Origin of the sequence: Segatella hominis (genome assembly GCF_019249725.2) — a bacterium.
In the GTDB taxonomy this organism is placed as follows: domain Bacteria; phylum Bacteroidota; class Bacteroidia; order Bacteroidales; family Bacteroidaceae; genus Prevotella.
Genome location: NZ_CP137559.1, coordinates 1,215,040 through 1,230,017, shown reverse-complemented (window position 1 = coordinate 1,230,017; position 14,978 = coordinate 1,215,040). Strand labels below are relative to the sequence as shown.

13 protein-coding genes are annotated in these 14,978 nt (G+C 43.7%); 12 read left to right on the top strand and 1 reads right to left on the bottom strand.

Annotated features, from left to right (window positions below; genetic code table 11):
* The first annotated feature begins 104 nt into the window (after nucleotides 1-104).
* The 12 genes from KUA50_RS04950 (at nucleotide 105) to KUA50_RS04895 (ending at nucleotide 12,193) form a co-directional block, all read left to right on the top strand.
* Nucleotides 105-1,586, top strand: a complete 1,482-nt coding sequence (locus tag KUA50_RS04950; RefSeq protein ID WP_118115310.1) for an oligosaccharide flippase family protein — start codon at nucleotides 105-107, stop codon at nucleotides 1,584-1,586.
* A gap of 153 nt (nucleotides 1,587-1,739) precedes the next feature.
* Nucleotides 1,740-3,176, top strand: coding sequence for an SLC13 family permease (locus tag KUA50_RS04945; protein ID WP_218457346.1), 1,437 nt, complete (start codon nucleotides 1,740-1,742; stop codon nucleotides 3,174-3,176).
* Nucleotides 3,177-3,357: 181 nt separating this feature from the next.
* On the top strand, nucleotides 3,358-4,335 hold the full coding sequence (pfkA, locus tag KUA50_RS04940; protein ID WP_118115315.1) for a 6-phosphofructokinase: 978 nt from the start codon (nucleotides 3,358-3,360) through the stop codon (nucleotides 4,333-4,335).
* A gap of 243 nt (nucleotides 4,336-4,578) precedes the next feature.
* Entirely contained in the window at nucleotides 4,579-6,105 is a 1,527-nt protein-coding gene (gene atpD / locus KUA50_RS04935) for a F0F1 ATP synthase subunit beta (protein ID WP_218457345.1), read from the top strand.
* Between the two features lie 101 nt (nucleotides 6,106-6,206).
* On the top strand, nucleotides 6,207-6,446 hold the full coding sequence (atpC, locus tag KUA50_RS04930; protein WP_022111534.1) for an ATP synthase F1 subunit epsilon: 240 nt from the start codon (nucleotides 6,207-6,209) through the stop codon (nucleotides 6,444-6,446).
* 2 nt (nucleotides 6,447-6,448) lie between these two features.
* A complete protein-coding gene (locus KUA50_RS04925) occupies nucleotides 6,449-6,892 on the top strand; it encodes a hypothetical protein (RefSeq protein ID WP_218457344.1) in 444 nt (147 codons plus the stop codon).
* 50 nt (nucleotides 6,893-6,942) lie between these two features.
* Nucleotides 6,943-8,052, top strand: a complete 1,110-nt coding sequence (locus tag KUA50_RS04920) for a F0F1 ATP synthase subunit A (protein ID WP_022111532.1) — start codon at nucleotides 6,943-6,945, stop codon at nucleotides 8,050-8,052.
* 73 nt (nucleotides 8,053-8,125) lie between these two features.
* Nucleotides 8,126-8,365, top strand: coding sequence for an ATP synthase F0 subunit C (atpE, locus tag KUA50_RS04915; RefSeq protein WP_006846851.1), 240 nt, complete (start codon nucleotides 8,126-8,128; stop codon nucleotides 8,363-8,365).
* Nucleotides 8,366-8,489: 124 nt separating this feature from the next.
* A complete protein-coding gene (gene atpF / locus KUA50_RS04910) occupies nucleotides 8,490-8,990 on the top strand; it encodes a F0F1 ATP synthase subunit B (RefSeq protein WP_022111531.1) in 501 nt (166 codons plus the stop codon).
* Nucleotides 8,991-8,998: 8 nt separating this feature from the next.
* A complete protein-coding gene (locus KUA50_RS04905; RefSeq protein ID WP_022111530.1) occupies nucleotides 8,999-9,535 on the top strand; it encodes a F0F1 ATP synthase subunit delta in 537 nt (178 codons plus the stop codon).
* A gap of 93 nt (nucleotides 9,536-9,628) precedes the next feature.
* On the top strand, nucleotides 9,629-11,215 hold the full coding sequence (atpA, locus tag KUA50_RS04900; protein WP_022111529.1) for a F0F1 ATP synthase subunit alpha: 1,587 nt from the start codon (nucleotides 9,629-9,631) through the stop codon (nucleotides 11,213-11,215).
* A gap of 6 nt (nucleotides 11,216-11,221) precedes the next feature.
* Nucleotides 11,222-12,193, top strand: a complete 972-nt coding sequence (locus KUA50_RS04895) for a F0F1 ATP synthase subunit gamma (RefSeq protein ID WP_218457343.1) — start codon at nucleotides 11,222-11,224, stop codon at nucleotides 12,191-12,193.
* Between the two features lie 223 nt (nucleotides 12,194-12,416).
* Here KUA50_RS04895 and KUA50_RS04890 read toward each other — a convergent pair whose 3' ends face one another.
* A complete protein-coding gene (locus KUA50_RS04890) occupies nucleotides 12,417-14,861 on the bottom strand; it encodes a DUF3943 domain-containing protein (RefSeq protein WP_218457342.1) in 2,445 nt (814 codons plus the stop codon).
* Nucleotides 14,862-14,978 lie beyond the last annotated feature (117 nt).

Sequence of the window (14,978 nt, the reverse complement as noted above, 5' to 3'; positions counted from 1 at the left end):
TGGGTGCAGATACTCATTGATGATAGATAGATAGTTGATGGGCGTAGAAGGAATATTATTGCTGCTTAAGGCAATATTTCTTTTAGGTTAGCGTTTTATAATAGATGGAAAATAAAGAAAAAGAAGATAGCTACTCTCATATTCTCAAATACACCGGCATTCTTGGCGGTGTACAGGGACTTAGTGTGCTTGTTGGTATTGTACGCAACAAGTTCGCTGCTTTGTTCTTGGGGCCAAATGGTATGGGAATGGTCTCTCTGTTGAATTCCACTATCAATATGATGGTTTCTGCTACTTCTTTTGGTATTCCTACAAGCGCAGTACACGAAATATCAGAGAATTATGACCGTGCTCCTAAACAATTACTTGAATCTATCAAGCTGATTCGCTCGTGGGTACTTCTGACTGCTGTTTTGGGCGTGCTGGTGTGTGTATGTTTAGGACCACTTTTCAATAACTGGACTTTTACTTGGGGTAATCATACGCTTCATTACATGTTATTAGCACCAACGGTTGGATTGACTATTCTTGTTGGCGGGGAAATGGCCGTGCTGAAGGCTACCCGTCAATTGAAGGCTTTGGCCTATTCTTCTCTTTATGTTGTTGCAGCGTCTTTGATCATATCTGCTCCTGTATATTATCTGTGGGGACAGGCGGGAATCGTCTTTGTGCTAAACTTTCAAGCGTTTGTTCAATTGGTGTGTGTAATGCGCTATTCTTTAAGGTATTATCCTTATTTAATATCACTAAGACGTAGCTATTTGAAGTCCGGTGTTCATGTCATCAGATTAGGAATTGCGTTTGTTCTCTCCGGTGTCATCAATAGTGGCGCTGAGTTCTTAGTACGCACCTATCTTAATAATGTGGGAGATTTGGAAGAGGTGGGTCTGTTTAATGCCTGCTCTACGCTGGTTTTGGTGTATGGTGGTCTCGTTTTTTCAGCTATGGAATCTGATTATTATCCGAGATTATCGTGTATTAAAGGAAAAGGAAGTGAACTGAATGCCTGTGTTAACCGTCAGATAGAGGTGAATACGCTTCTGATATCTCCTTTTATCATCATGCTGATTTTTGGTTTGCCTATTTTGATTCCTCTGCTTTACGATAAGAGTTTTATGGGCATTCTTCTGATGGCGCAATTTGCTGCTGTCAGCATGTTGTTCCGTGCCGTGTATCTTCCTATAGAATATCTTCCGTTATCCAAAGGGCAGTCTTTTGTGTTCTTGGGGCAGGAGACTTTTGCCGTAGTGCTTCTTTTTGTTTTTGAGATTATTGGTTTCAATTTATATGGTCTTACGGGTATGGGAATTGGTATTGTTCTTGCTTATTTTGTGGAGGCCATAGCTGTGTGTTTCTTTAGCAGGATTTATTATTCTATGGCAATTTCTAAAAGTGCTTACCTCTATATGGGTATTGAAACGTTGTTTTGTCTTTTTGCATTGACTGTTGTTGTTTCGGTAGATTTGAACTTCTATTATTGGCTGGCTGCTTTCGTCTTTTCTGCGATGAATGTTTGTTTCAGTTTGTACATCATCAAAACCAAGACGCATCTTATTGAAAAAATAATGGCACGGTTGAAACGGTAAAGGGGCGATATTGCTAACCGTATGTGGCAAATGTGTAACAATATACTCGTAAATTATTACTTTTCCGTTAAAACCGGTAAAAAAATCCATTCGATTTGTCGTTATATTAAGAATAATTGTTATCTTTGCGTTCGAAATGTAAAGATAATAGTTATGACATTAGTCATTGTAGGCATATTTTTGATTGGTTGTCTCCTCATTGCGACGGAGAATGTTACCAAAGTTAACCGTGCTGCCGTTGCGATTTTCGCGGGAACGGTAGGATGGGTACTCTATATTTGCTTTGGTATGGACTTCGTGACCAGTCAGCATGCGTATGAATTTTCTAACTATCTGCATGCCGATGAATGGAATATTATTCCTGACAATAGTGTCGCTGTCAAGAATTTCATTTCACGTTTTGTCTTTCTGCCATACGTGGGAAGAGCGGCTGAAATCGTACTCTTCCTTTTATCTACTATGACTATTGTTGAGATCTTGAATAATAATGGTTGCTTTGATTTTATCAGCCAACTTTTGCGTACCCGTAAAAGCAAGAAAATGCTGTGGACTTTAGCAATAGTTACCTTTATTATATCTGCCAATCTTGATAATCTCACGACTACTGTGATGATGCTTACGATTATGCATGGCATTATCCCGAGTCGTCGTCAGCGTATGTTTTATGGCAGTGCTATATTGCTGGCTGCCAATTGCGGTGGTGCTTTGACTGTGATTGGAAATCCTGAAGGTCTGGTGCTTTGGAATGGAGGTTTGGTTACGGCTACAGCTTTCTCTATGGCGTTGTTTTTGCCTTGTCTGGCAGCCTGGCTGATTCCTACTTATATGATTTCCAAACAGTTGCCGGAAAGGGTAGAAACGGAGTGGATTGTGATGCCCTACAGAGGCGATGATACTCGTCTGAATGTTTGGCAGCGCCTCGTGATGCTTTTTGTTGGTATAGGTGGATTATGGTTTATTCCTACATTCCATAATATTACGAAACTGAGTCCATTCTTGGGTGCACTCTGTGTTCTCGCTATTTTGTGGGTGGTAAATGAGATTTTCAACCGTAAGCTCATGAATATGGATGCCATGGTGGATCGTCGTACACCTCGTGTGTTGCAGTATGGAGTCATTCAGATGATTCTTTTTGTAATGGGAATCATGATGGCGGTTGCTGTGGTGAAGGAAACTGGTGCTTTCAATGCGCTGACTGAGTATCTGGGTGTGGATGAGCAGAATCCGAGTGTGTGGACACATGGTGTGGTGGCAGGTGTTATCAGTACAGTTTTGGATAATTTCGCTACAGCCATCAATTTCTTCTCTTTGCCTGATCTTCCTTTGCAGAATGAATTGTTGGAAGGGATGACAGATTACAGTTGCAATGGCTTGTATTGGCAGGTGATTGCTTATTGTGTCATGGCAGGTGGAAATGTATTGGGTATTGGTACGGTAAGTGGATTGGCTCTGATGAAAATGGAGCGGATGCGCATTACTTGGTTCTTCCGTAATGTTGGTTGGAAGGCTCTTTTGGGTGGCGTTATTGGACTTGCCATCCTCTGGCTCTCACACAATCTTGTTTCGGGAGCTACGTGTTTGTTGATTTAAAGAATTTATCCTTATTCTTATATTTTGATAAAAGAGTATTCTTATACTCTGGAAAATGAGAATAAAAATATGAAAAGCATTCACATTGCGTGAAAGGCACGTAATCAGAATAAAACTGAATATAAATTCAGATAAAACTAATTCAGAATAAACATATAATAATATAATAAGGTATATAGTTATGGCAAAAATTAAAACTATAGGTATTTTGACCTCTGGAGGTGATGCTCCAGGAATGAATGCAGCTATCCGTGCGGTAACTCGTGCTGCAATTTACAATGGTTTCAACGTAAAGGGTATCTATCGTGGTTATGATGGTCTTATCAATGATGAGATCAAGACTTTTACCACAGAAAATGTGAGTGGTATCATCGGTACAGGTGGTACTATACTGAAAACAGCTCGTTCTAAGGAATTTATGACAGAAGAAGGTCGTCAGAAGGCTTTCGAGACCATTCAGAAAGAAGAAATCGATGCCCTTGTGGTTATCGGTGGTAATGGTTCGCTGACTGGTGCGATGAATTTCGCCCGCGAATTTGATGTTTGCTGCATTGGCCTCCCTGGTACTATTGATAATGACCTTTATGGAACAGATAATACAATCGGTTATGATACTACCATGAATACAATCGTGGAATGTGTGGACCGTATCCGTGATACCGCCCAGAGCCATGAGCGTATTTTCTTCATTGAGGTAATGGGACGTGATGCTGGTTTCCTGGCACAGAACAGTGCTATCGCAAGTGGTGCAGAGGCTGCTATCATTCCTGAAGACAGTACGGATGTTGACCAGTTGGCTCAGTTTATGGAGCGTGGTATCCGTAAATCTAAGAAGAGTTGTATCGTTATCGTCTCTGAAAGTCCTAAGTGTGGTGCACTCTACTATGCAGACCGTGTACGCAAGGAGTTCCCAGAGTTTGATGTGCGTGTTTCTATCTTAGGTCACTTGCAGCGTGGCGGTCGTCCTTCTGCCCGTGACAGAATCCTTGCTTCCCGTACAGGTTGTGGTGCTATAGAAGCCATCATACAGGGACAGAGAAATGTCATGATTGGTGTGCGTAATAATGAGGTTGTTTATGTTCCATTGTCAGAAGCTATCCGCTCAGACAAACCATTTGACCGTAAATTGATCAAGGTGCTTGATGAATTGAGCATCTAAACTTGATGATGTCAAAGCCGAATGTTGAGTGTGGGTTTCTGAAAAGAAATCTGAAAAAACACTCAACATTCAAGGTTTTGAGAATCAATGTAAAAGTAAAAATGATTTAAACGGCACTAAAAATGGTTTAAAGGAGAATTAAACTTCATTTTTATTTGGAGTTTTCTTAAATTGTTGTTACTTTTGCAGGGTCGTTAAATAAGATAACAACTATAATAATAAATAAATTTAAACTTATAGCTTATGTCACAAATTAACGGACGCATTTCGCAGATTATCGGTCCTGTTATCGACGTTTATTTCGATATCAAGGGCGAGAACCCTGAGAAGGTGCTTCCAAAGATTCATGAAGCTCTAAAGGTGCAACGTCCTGACGGACGCGAATTGGTCATCGAGGTGCAGCAGCACATCGGTGAGGACACAGTACGCTGTGTCGCTATGGACAACACCGACGGCTTGCAGCGTGGCTTGGAGGTTGTCTCTACGGGCAGCCCAATCGTGATGCCTGCAGGCGAGCAAATCAAAGGTCGTATGATGAATGTCATCGGACAGCCTATTGATGGTATGAAAGAATTGGACATGAAGGGCGCTTATCCTATCCATCGCGAAGCTCCTAAGTTTGACGAACTGTCAACCCACAAGGAGATGCTTGCTACCGGTATAAAGGTGATCGACTTGCTCGAGCCTTATATGAAGGGTGGTAAGATTGGACTTTTCGGAGGTGCTGGTGTAGGTAAGACTGTGCTTATCATGGAGTTGATCAACAACATCGCCAAGGGACACAACGGTTACTCCGTATTCGCTGGTGTAGGTGAACGTACTCGTGAGGGTAACGACTTGATTCGAGATATGCTTGAGTCAGGTGTTATCAAGTATGGCGAGAAGTTCCGTAAAGCCATGGAAGAGGGTAAGTGGAATCTTTCCCTCGTTGACCCAGAGGAACTTGCCAAGAGTCAGGCTACCCTGGTGTATGGTCAGATGAATGAGCCACCGGGGGCACGTGCTTCTGTAGCGCTTTCTGGTTTGACCGTAGCCGAGGAATTCCGTGATCATGGTGGTAAGAATGGTGAGGCTGCCGATATCATGTTCTTCATCGATAACATCTTCCGTTTCACCCAGGCTGGTTCTGAGGTTTCTGCGCTGTTGGGTCGTATGCCATCAGCCGTAGGTTATCAGCCAACATTGGCTTCCGAGATGGGTGCTATGCAGGAGCGAATCACTTCTACCAAGAATGGTTCCATCACCTCTGTACAGGCTGTTTATGTGCCTGCCGATGACTTGACCGACCCTGCTCCAGCTACTACATTTACCCACCTGGATGCTACCACAGAGCTTTCACGTAAGATTGCTTCTCTCGGTATCTATCCTGCTGTAGATCCATTAGGTTCTACCTCTCGTATCCTCGATCCACTGATCGTCGGCAAGGCACATTACGATTGTGCACAGCGAGTAAAACAGTTGTTGCAGCGTTACAATGAGTTGCAGGATATCATCGCCATCCTCGGTATGGATGAACTTTCTGATGAGGATAAGTTGACCGTGAACCGTGCACGCCGTGTACAGCGTTTCTTGAGTCAGCCATTCACCGTAGCAGAGCAGTTCACCGGTTTGAAGGGTGTGATGGTACCTATCGAAGAGACTATCAAGGGCTTCAATGCTATCCTCGACGGCGAGGTGGATGACCTGCCTGAGCAGGCTTTCCTCAACGTAGGTACTATCGAGGACGCAAAGGAGAAGGCTAAGCAGTTGCTTGCAGCAGCACAGGCGTAGTCTTTAGTGAAGAGTGAAGAACGAAGAATGAAGAATTCGATAGCAATATTGGGTTATTATAAAGTTCAAAGTTCAAAGTTCAAAATTCAAAGTTAAAGATTATGTTAAAACTTAAGATAGTTTCTCCCGAGAAAATAGTCTTCCAAGGTGAAGTGGAGAGCGTTCTGGTTCCTGGAACTCTCGGTTCATTCGAGATTCTCAACGATCACGCTCCTATTATCTCCTCGCTTGAAATAGGCAAGGTGGAATACACTACCAAGGAAGGCAAGCAAGTGATGAACATACAGGGTGGATTCGTGGAATGTAAGAAAAACGAAGTAAGCCTCTGTGTAGAAGTATAGATATGGAAAAGGAAGAAAAGATGCGCTTGCAATATATCAGGCAAGTTGATATCAAGTATAAACAGATTTCGCTCTGGTTGACAGCGGGTGTGGCCTTGGTCATACTTTTTGCCTGCAGATTGTCTGCTCAATGCGAAGATATAATTGCTCAGGTGGTTAATCCTCTGATTGTGAGTGCGTTGTTCTCGCTTGTTGCAAGTACTGCTTACAGTGAAGCATGGAAAGCGATAGCAAAGTCTTCACCTGCAAATCTTGCCAAGTTTTACTTGGCGGCTTTGGTTGTGAAGTTGATGGCTGGAATCTTGGTGTTTCTCATCTACGTACTTGTATGTGATAAGCAGAACATATTAGGCTTTACAGCTATCTTTGCTCTTTTCTATATAGTTCTTCTCGTATTCGATTGCGTTTATTTCACTCGGGTAGAGAAAAAAGGTCGTCTTTCTTAAGCGACTTTGAGACAAACAGATTAATAAATTAAAAATAAGAATTAAAGAATATGAAACATCTCAAGCAATTCCTCTTGATGGCGATGCTGCTTTTCACGCTGGCACCTCTGCAGGTATCGGCCAAGGAAAACATCGACGTGAAAGAGATATTGTGGGGTCATATCAAGGATTCTTATGAATGGCATATCACAAAGGTGGGAGACCATCCCGTAGTGATTCATCTGCCTATCATCGTGAAGAGCTCAACGGGCTGGCACGTCTTCTGTAGCAGCGAATTCTCGGAAGAGAAGGATGCCAATGGAGACCGTCCAGGACCTTTCAACCTGGTGATCAAGAACGCTGATGCGCAGGCGAATCCCAACAAGATAGTAGAGAAGGTGGGAGGCCAGGAGGTTCGTCCTCTCGACATCTCCATCACGAAGACCGTTTGCGTGCTCTTCATCGATGCTATCATCCTGTTGCTCTGTGTCCTGATACCAGCCCGCTGGTGCAGGAACCACAAGGTGGATGACCCTGCACCAAAGGGATTTGTGGGACTGATGCACATGTTCATCATGTCGGTATATACCGATGTAATTGAGGCCACACTGGGTAAGGAAGCCCCAAAGTACGCACCATGGTTGCTTACTTGCTTCTTCTTTATCTTCGTGGCGAATATCATGGGTATCGTACCATTCCCTCCAGGTGGTGGTAACCTGACGGGTAATATCGCCTGCACCGTATTCTTCGGTGTAACGACATTCCTGATTACCAACTTCACCGGTACCAAGGAATACTGGAAGGAAATCTTCTGGCCGGAGGTACCAACGTGGTTGAAGGTGCCAGTGCCACTGATGCCATTCATCGAGCTTTTCGGAATCTTTACGAAACCGCTGGCTCTGATTATCCGACTCTTCGCCAACATGATGGCGGGTCACGCCATCGCACTTTCGTTTGCGGCTATCATTTTCATCATGTTCAACATCAGTGAGAATGCTATCGCCAACTATGTGGCAGGTACGGGTATGACAATAGTAAGTGTTGCGATGAGCGCTTTTATGATGCTCCTCGAAGTATTGGTAAGCTACATTCAGGCATTGGTATTCACCATGCTGAGTGCAGTATTCATCTCGCTGGCTCATGTAAAGTCTCATGAGGCTGAGCCAGAGGTAGTGAAGTAATTTATAATTACGGAATCTACATTCAATTAAACATTAAATAAAGAAAATATTAACAACTTAAATTATTAAGATTATGTTATCACTTTTATTAGCAGCAGAGATTGCAAAGTTGGGTGCCGCAGTAGGTGCAGGTTTGGCCGCTATTGGCGCAGGTATTGGTATCGGTCGCATTGGTGGCCAGGCTATGGACGCCATGGCTCGTCAGCCAGAGAAGATGGGCGATCTCCGTTCTTCTATGATTATCGCAGCTGCGTTGGTTGAGGGTGTTGCGTTCTTCGCAGTCATCATTGCCATCTTGGCTATCGTAATGTAATATTTTGCTGTCACAGTTTGCCGTTCTCAATATTTGTTTTTAAATAAGATTGAGGACGGAGAACGGTGGCTCAAAAAGAGTTAGTTAATTAAAAAACGTTTAAGTAAAACTTTAACCAGTATATATGGATTTATTGATTCCTGATAGCGGTTTGCTTTTCTGGATGACGTTGGTCTTTATCATCGTCTTCATTATCCTTTGGAAGGCTGGATTCCCAGCCATCATCAAGATGGTGAACGACCGAAAGGCCTACATCGATGAGAGTTTGCGTAAAGCTCACGAAGCCAATGAAAAGCTTGCCAATATCCAAAAAGAAGGTGAATCCATCTTGCAGGAAGCTCGCGAGAAGCAGGCTGCCATTCTGAAAGAGGCTGCTGAAACCCGTGATGCCATCGTAGAGAAAGCACAGGACAAGGCCCGCGAAGAGGGCGCTCGTCTTCTTTCTGATGCCAAGACTCAGATTGAGAACGAAAAGCAGAATGCTATTCGTGAAATCCGTGGACAGGTTGCAGAACTCTCTGTTCAAATAGCAGAGAAGGTGCTCAAAGCAAAACTCTCTGACGATAAAGCACAGATGGATTTGATAAATCGACTGCTGGACGAGGTTTCTTCTGATAACAAATAGTAAAGCTTATGGATATAGGTGTAATATCGGTGCGTTATGCCCGTGCTCTTATCAAGGCAGCTACCGGCATGAAGCTCGAAGATCAGGTGTACCAGGAGATGCAGACGCTCTACAAGAGCTACATCGACGTGCCTGAACTGAGATTTACGATAGACAACCCTATGCTTTCTAAGGATAAGAAACAGACACTTCTCACGACTGCTTTAGGTGAAAAACCTTCAGACCTCAGTAAGAAGTTCGTTGCTCTTGTACTGAAAGAGGATAGGGAGAGCACCCTGCAATTCATGGCTGCTTCGTATATCACTCTTTACAGGAAACAGAAGAACATCATCCGTGGTAAGCTGATTACCGCCACAGCAGTAGCTCCTGAAACTGAGCAGAAAATGCGCCAGATGGTGGAGCAGCGAACGCAAGGTACTGTGGAGTTCAAAACAGAGGTGAACCCTGAAATCATCGGTGGCTTCATCCTTGAGTATGATACTTATAGAATGGATGCGAGCGTGAAAACAAAGCTCACAAACATTCTGACACAGCTTAAAAAGTAAGAGATAAGTGAAGTGTGAAAAACGAAGAGTGTACTACTCTGGTGCTTTTCCCTTCATATATTTCTAAATTCAAATTTTAAATTTTAAATAACAATGTCAGATAAAATTAAACCAAGTGAGGTGTCTGAAGTTCTTCAGCAACAACTACAGGAGGTAAATGGCGCTCAGCAGTTTGACGAAGTTGGTACTGTGCTCACCGTCGGTGATGGTGTGGCTCGTATCTATGGTCTTCGTAATGCAGAGGCTAATGAGCTTCTTGAGTTCGAGAACGGCACGATGGCCATCGTCATGAACCTCGAGGAAGACAACGTGGGTTGTGTCCTCCTGGGTCCTACTGCTGGCATCAAGGAGGGACAGAGCGTGAAGCGTACTCACCGTATCGCTTCTATCCGCGTGAACGACAACTTCTTAGGTCGTGTCGTTAACCCTCTGGGTCAGGCTATCGATGGCCAGGGTGATATCGATCTCACCGGCGCTTTCGAGATGCCTCTGGATCGTAAGGCTCCTGGTGTGATCTATCGTCAGCCAGTGAAGGAGCCTCTTCAGACAGGTTTGAAGGCTGTCGATTCCATGATTCCTATCGGTCGTGGACAGCGTGAGTTGATCATCGGCGACCGTCAGACCGGTAAGACTGCCATCGCAGTGGATACCATCATCAACCAGAAGAGTTTCTATGAGGCAGGCAAGCCTGTATATTGTATCTATGTAGCCATCGGCCAGAAAGCATCTACCGTTGCAGCATTGGTACAGAACCTCAAGGAGCATGGCGCTTTGCCATATACTATTATTGTAAGTGCTACTGCTGCTGATCCTGCAGCCATGCAGTATTACGCACCATTCGCCGGTGCAGCCATCGGTGAGTACTTCCGCGACCGCGGTTACTCAGCCCTCGTAGTATATGATGACTTGAGTAAGCAGGCTGTGGCTTATCGTGAGGTATCCTTGATTCTCCGCCGTCCATCAGGACGTGAGGCTTACCCTGGTGATGTATTCTATCTCCACTCTCGTCTGTTGGAGCGTGCTGCTCGTATCAACGACCAGCAGGAGGTAGCTGAGCAGATGAACGACCTGCCAGAGTGCTTGAAGGGCAAGGTAAAGGGTGGTGGTTCTTTGACTGCCCTTCCTATCATTGAGACTCAGGCTGGTGACGTTTCAGCATACATCCCAACCAACGTAATTTCTATTACCGATGGTCAGATCTTCCTGGAGACCGACCTCTTCAACCAGGGCTTCCGCCCAGCTATCAACGTAGGTATCTCTGTATCCCGTGTAGGTGGTTCTGCTCAGATTAAGAGTATGAAGAAGGTGGCAGGTACCTTGAAGATTGATATGGCTCAGTATCGTGAGTTGGAGGCTTTCTCTAAGTTCTCCAGCGATATGGATGCTGTGACAGCGATGACCTTGGACCGTGGTCGTAAGAACGACCAACTGTTGGTACAGCCTCAGTATCGCCCTATGCCAGTAGGCGAGCAGGTGGCTATTCTCTATTGTGGTGTTCATGGTTTGATGCACGACGTGCCTATGGATAAGGTTCGTGAGTGTCAGGATCAGTTCCTCGACGCTATGCGCAGCCAGCACGCTGATGTCATAGAAACTTTGGCAGATGGTAAACTCACCGACGACTGCATCAAGGTTGTCGAGGAGACCATGGCAAATGTAGCTGGACAATATAAAGTGTAATAGCCTATGCCGTCATTAAAAGAGATAAAAACTCGTATTGCCAGCGTCAATAGCACCCGTAAAATTACGAGTGCTATGAAGATGGTGGCATCCAGTAAGTTGCATCATGCTCAGGTTGCTATACAGAACATGTTACCTTATGAGAATATGCTAGAACATATTCTCAAGAGTTTCTTAGTCAGTACTCCTTCTGTTCAATGTGAATTGGAAGTAGAGCATAAGTTGGTTAAGCGCGTTGCTCTTGTGGTTTACAGTTCGAATAGTTCGCTTTGCGGTGGATTCAATTCCAATATCATTAAGATGATGATGCATGCTGTGGATGAGTATAAAGCTCAAGGCATTGACGACATTACGGTTTATCCTATCGGTAGAAAGGTTGCTGAGAAGGCGCAGAAATTGGGACTTCATATTGCAGGTGATTTTACAGAGCTTGCTGAAAAGCCAAATTCCAGTGAATGCGCTGCTATTGCAAAGGAACTGGCCAAAAAATATGTGGCAGGTGAACTGGACCGAGTAGAAATGATTTATCATCATTTCAAAAGTGCTGGTTCTCAGATTCTTACCCGCAAGACATTTTTGCCAATCGACCTCTCTACGGAGGCTATTGGTGAAGATAACGACCGTGATCTGACTTCCAATATTGCTACAGCCAAAGCTCAAGAATATCTCCGCAAGAAACAGGAAGATCAAGAGCGCCAAACTACAGAAGCAAAACCGCTGAATGATGATTTCATCGTAGAGCCGGATTTGAATACTGTACTGAGCGTGCTGATTCCTAAGCATTTGCATCTGATGATATTCACAGCTTTGCTGGATAGCTTAGCCAGCGAACATGCTGCTCGAATGGTGGCTATGCAAACTGCTACGGATAATGCCGATGAACTCTTGCGCGAACTCAACTTGCAGTACAACAAGAGTCGTCAACAGGCCATTACAAATGAATTGCTTGATATTGTTGGCGGTAGTGTCAACAATTAAATGTTTGTCTTGAGTATTTAAGAAAATATGTAGTAATCTTGATGATTTCAAGGAAACATTCATTCTAAATAAAAAAGGAGATAAGCTCACCGCTTGTCTCCTTTTTTCATGTTTCATTTTAAAGCACCTTTTTGTTTCTTGTTATAGTGCCATCCTTATATCTTCTTTATTTTTAGTGCCATCCTTTTTTATACTTTATACCCTTTAAGGTTTTAACTGTTTTTTATATCTTGTATCGTAGCCCGATATTGAGATCAAAAGTTCGGGATTTTACATTTTCATGATACGAATAATATGTATATCTCAGATAATAAGATGCTCCCATTTCAAAACTCAGATGTCTCGAGAGATTGAAGAACATCTTAGCGTTTGTAACAAGCAGTGACGCATTTCCCTTATCGCCCTGAGCGTTCAGGTAGAGTGGGTCGGTATTTTCCCAGTCTTTCTGCTCATACCCTTTCCAGGTGAAGATGCGATAGTAATCTGCACCGAGTCTGATACTTCCCACTTTTCCAAATTCCATGAAACTATTCATCTTCACGCTGTATCCGCTACCCATATTGTAGTCTCTGTCTATGATGTTATAGTAGTCGGTCAGGCTTCCACCGAGAATGATGCCGTCTATGAAGATGCTCTGTTCCAGTTTGGTCAAATTTCCGATGGTAGGATAACTGCATAAGATTCCTGGTCCTACTGAAGCGGCTTCTGATATGCGGTATGGAACCTCACTGGTTCCGTCCTTTACAGGTTGGGAGTCATAATAGTTGAAGTGCTGGAAGATACCGAACAGCACCTTCAAATCATCTTTCTCGATAACATGTGCTCCCCACAGTCTTCCTAACAAGTGTACTGACGTAATGAGCGGTTGGTTGTTGCTCAATCCGAAAGTCAGATCCGTGGTGAAATAATCGAACGGTTTGTTCGTTTCTTCCTTGAAAGCATCACCATATACTAAGTTCAGATTGATATATGGATTTCCCTCACCCCTGAAAAGAGAATTGTTATCTGCCAGATAGCGGTAACCTGCAGAAATGGAAAAGTCAACGGGTAATTTCTCGTAGTCATGGTATTTATAGTATTTGCCCCTTACTCTCCAGGCATCACCGCTGATGATACGGTTCAACTCTTTGATAGGACAGACTATGGCTCCAAGAAATTCTCTCAGAAATCGACTGAATCCTCTCTGGCGGTCATCATATACCAGATTGCTGATGCGGTGTGTGACCTCACCGATGCACACTCCTCCCATGGTTGTTGCCATCAGGTCATTGATAGCAGGCGGTTCTATCTCGCAGGTCGTCTCCCACATCAGACTTCCACAGAAAGAATAGGGGATGGATTGCCAGAAATTCATGCCGTTGCTTCTTGCAGCATTAAAGTACAGACCTCCATGATAGGGGTGAGCAAACAGGTTGGTAGAGAATTGGTCATTATCCCATACAAATCCGTTCTGGATGTTGTGCTTGATACTGTGGAGAGAGATTTTTGCAAAATCTTCATTCATCACAAATTGGTCAAAGCATTGTACGCCCATATTGATGGCAAAAGCTTCCAGCGCAGCTTTCCATGGATGTTTCTTCTGGCGGGATGGGTCATTGGCTGCATAAACCTGCATCAGACTATCGGTTGCTGGGAGATATTGGTCTGCTTGTTTATTGCCTAAGGTCAGCGATTCTATGATGTTGGCTTTTTCTTCTTTTTTTTGATTTTCCAAAGCCCCATTTCTGACAAGTCTGAATGCAATACCGCCTTCCAGCAGCAAACGGTTGCGATAGTGCTGGGCATGGTGGTAATATCGGGTGTCTCCATAACCTACCGATGCAAAAAGCGAACTGTAGTGGCCCAATTGATAGTCTGCGTTCAGGCGTGCTTGGAGAGAGAAGAGTCTTTTTGGCTTTTCTGATGAATGTTCTTCAAAAGTCTCCACATGATAATATCCCAAATCGCCGCTCAGAGAGAATTTTGGATTCAGTTGAAAATACTGTCCGATGCGATAGAAAAGTGCTCCAGAGAACTTGCTGTCGAGTCCCATGTAATGAGTTCCGATACCTATTATATTATAGGTACTGCGATTTCTGAATCTGAGAGCCATGTTCAGTTTTGTTGAGGTTCCGATATAGCTCAGCAAGTCAATGCGGGTCTTGGGATTAACATTGACCAGACCAATTTTGTGAGCCACCGTGTCTCTGCTATAGTTGATGATGCCAATCTGGACACCTCGTGGATGGCTGATGCAAGCATTGAACAATCCTATTTGAGAACCATTGAGGGTATCAGCATAGTTATAAACTGCTGTTTGAATTCCCCTCATGGACGAGGAACAGATATTGGCTGCTCCCGCCAATTGGATGCCGCGCTTCATTCCCATGGAAACGTTAGAAATTCCAGCCAACTGGATCCCCTTGAACGTAGAAGTGGATGCATTGCTGAGCATACCTATCTGGATACCATTTCCTTTGGTAGCAAAGTTGTTTAATGCAGAAATCTGAACTCCCTGCATATCTTTTTTGATGGCATTTGTAAGGATGCTCAGATTGGCCCCTTTTAAGGAGTCGGTATTACAGAATAAAGAGATGTTGAAATGCTCAACGCCTTTCTGCGCCTGAACTCCTGCGGAATTCAGACTCAATGTCATGCATATCAGCATTTCTATCTTCGTTTTTGTCATATTGCATAGTTTATTTTAACAGCGCTTTCTCATCATACTTACCATTCTGCAGTGCTGTTTGTTAATTCTTCAATTAATTATTATATGGATAGTGTATGACTTTTCCTATCCGTTGCA

Excerpts from the sequence above, each read along its gene's own strand:
- KUA50_RS04950 (WP_118115310.1), top strand. The coding sequence starts at position 105 with ATGGAAAATAAAGAAAAAGAAGATAGCTACTCTCATATTCTCAAATAC.
- KUA50_RS04945 (WP_218457346.1), top strand. The coding sequence starts at position 1,740 with ATGACATTAGTCATTGTAGGCATATTTTTGATTGGTTGTCTCCTCATT.
- pfkA (WP_118115315.1), top strand. The coding sequence starts at position 3,358 with ATGGCAAAAATTAAAACTATAGGTATTTTGACCTCTGGAGGTGATGCT.
- atpD (WP_218457345.1), top strand. The coding sequence starts at position 4,579 with ATGTCACAAATTAACGGACGCATTTCGCAGATTATCGGTCCTGTTATC.
- atpC (WP_022111534.1), top strand. The coding sequence starts at position 6,207 with ATGTTAAAACTTAAGATAGTTTCTCCCGAGAAAATAGTCTTCCAAGGT.
- KUA50_RS04925 (WP_218457344.1), top strand. The coding sequence starts at position 6,449 with ATGGAAAAGGAAGAAAAGATGCGCTTGCAATATATCAGGCAAGTTGAT.
- KUA50_RS04920 (WP_022111532.1), top strand. The coding sequence starts at position 6,943 with ATGAAACATCTCAAGCAATTCCTCTTGATGGCGATGCTGCTTTTCACG.
- atpE (WP_006846851.1), top strand. The coding sequence starts at position 8,126 with ATGTTATCACTTTTATTAGCAGCAGAGATTGCAAAGTTGGGTGCCGCA.
- atpF (WP_022111531.1), top strand. The coding sequence starts at position 8,490 with ATGGATTTATTGATTCCTGATAGCGGTTTGCTTTTCTGGATGACGTTG.
- KUA50_RS04905 (WP_022111530.1), top strand. The coding sequence starts at position 8,999 with ATGGATATAGGTGTAATATCGGTGCGTTATGCCCGTGCTCTTATCAAG.
- atpA (WP_022111529.1), top strand. The coding sequence starts at position 9,629 with ATGTCAGATAAAATTAAACCAAGTGAGGTGTCTGAAGTTCTTCAGCAA.
- KUA50_RS04895 (WP_218457343.1), top strand. The coding sequence starts at position 11,222 with ATGCCGTCATTAAAAGAGATAAAAACTCGTATTGCCAGCGTCAATAGC.
- KUA50_RS04890 (WP_218457342.1), bottom strand. The coding sequence starts at position 14,861 with ATGACAAAAACGAAGATAGAAATGCTGATATGCATGACATTGAGTCTG.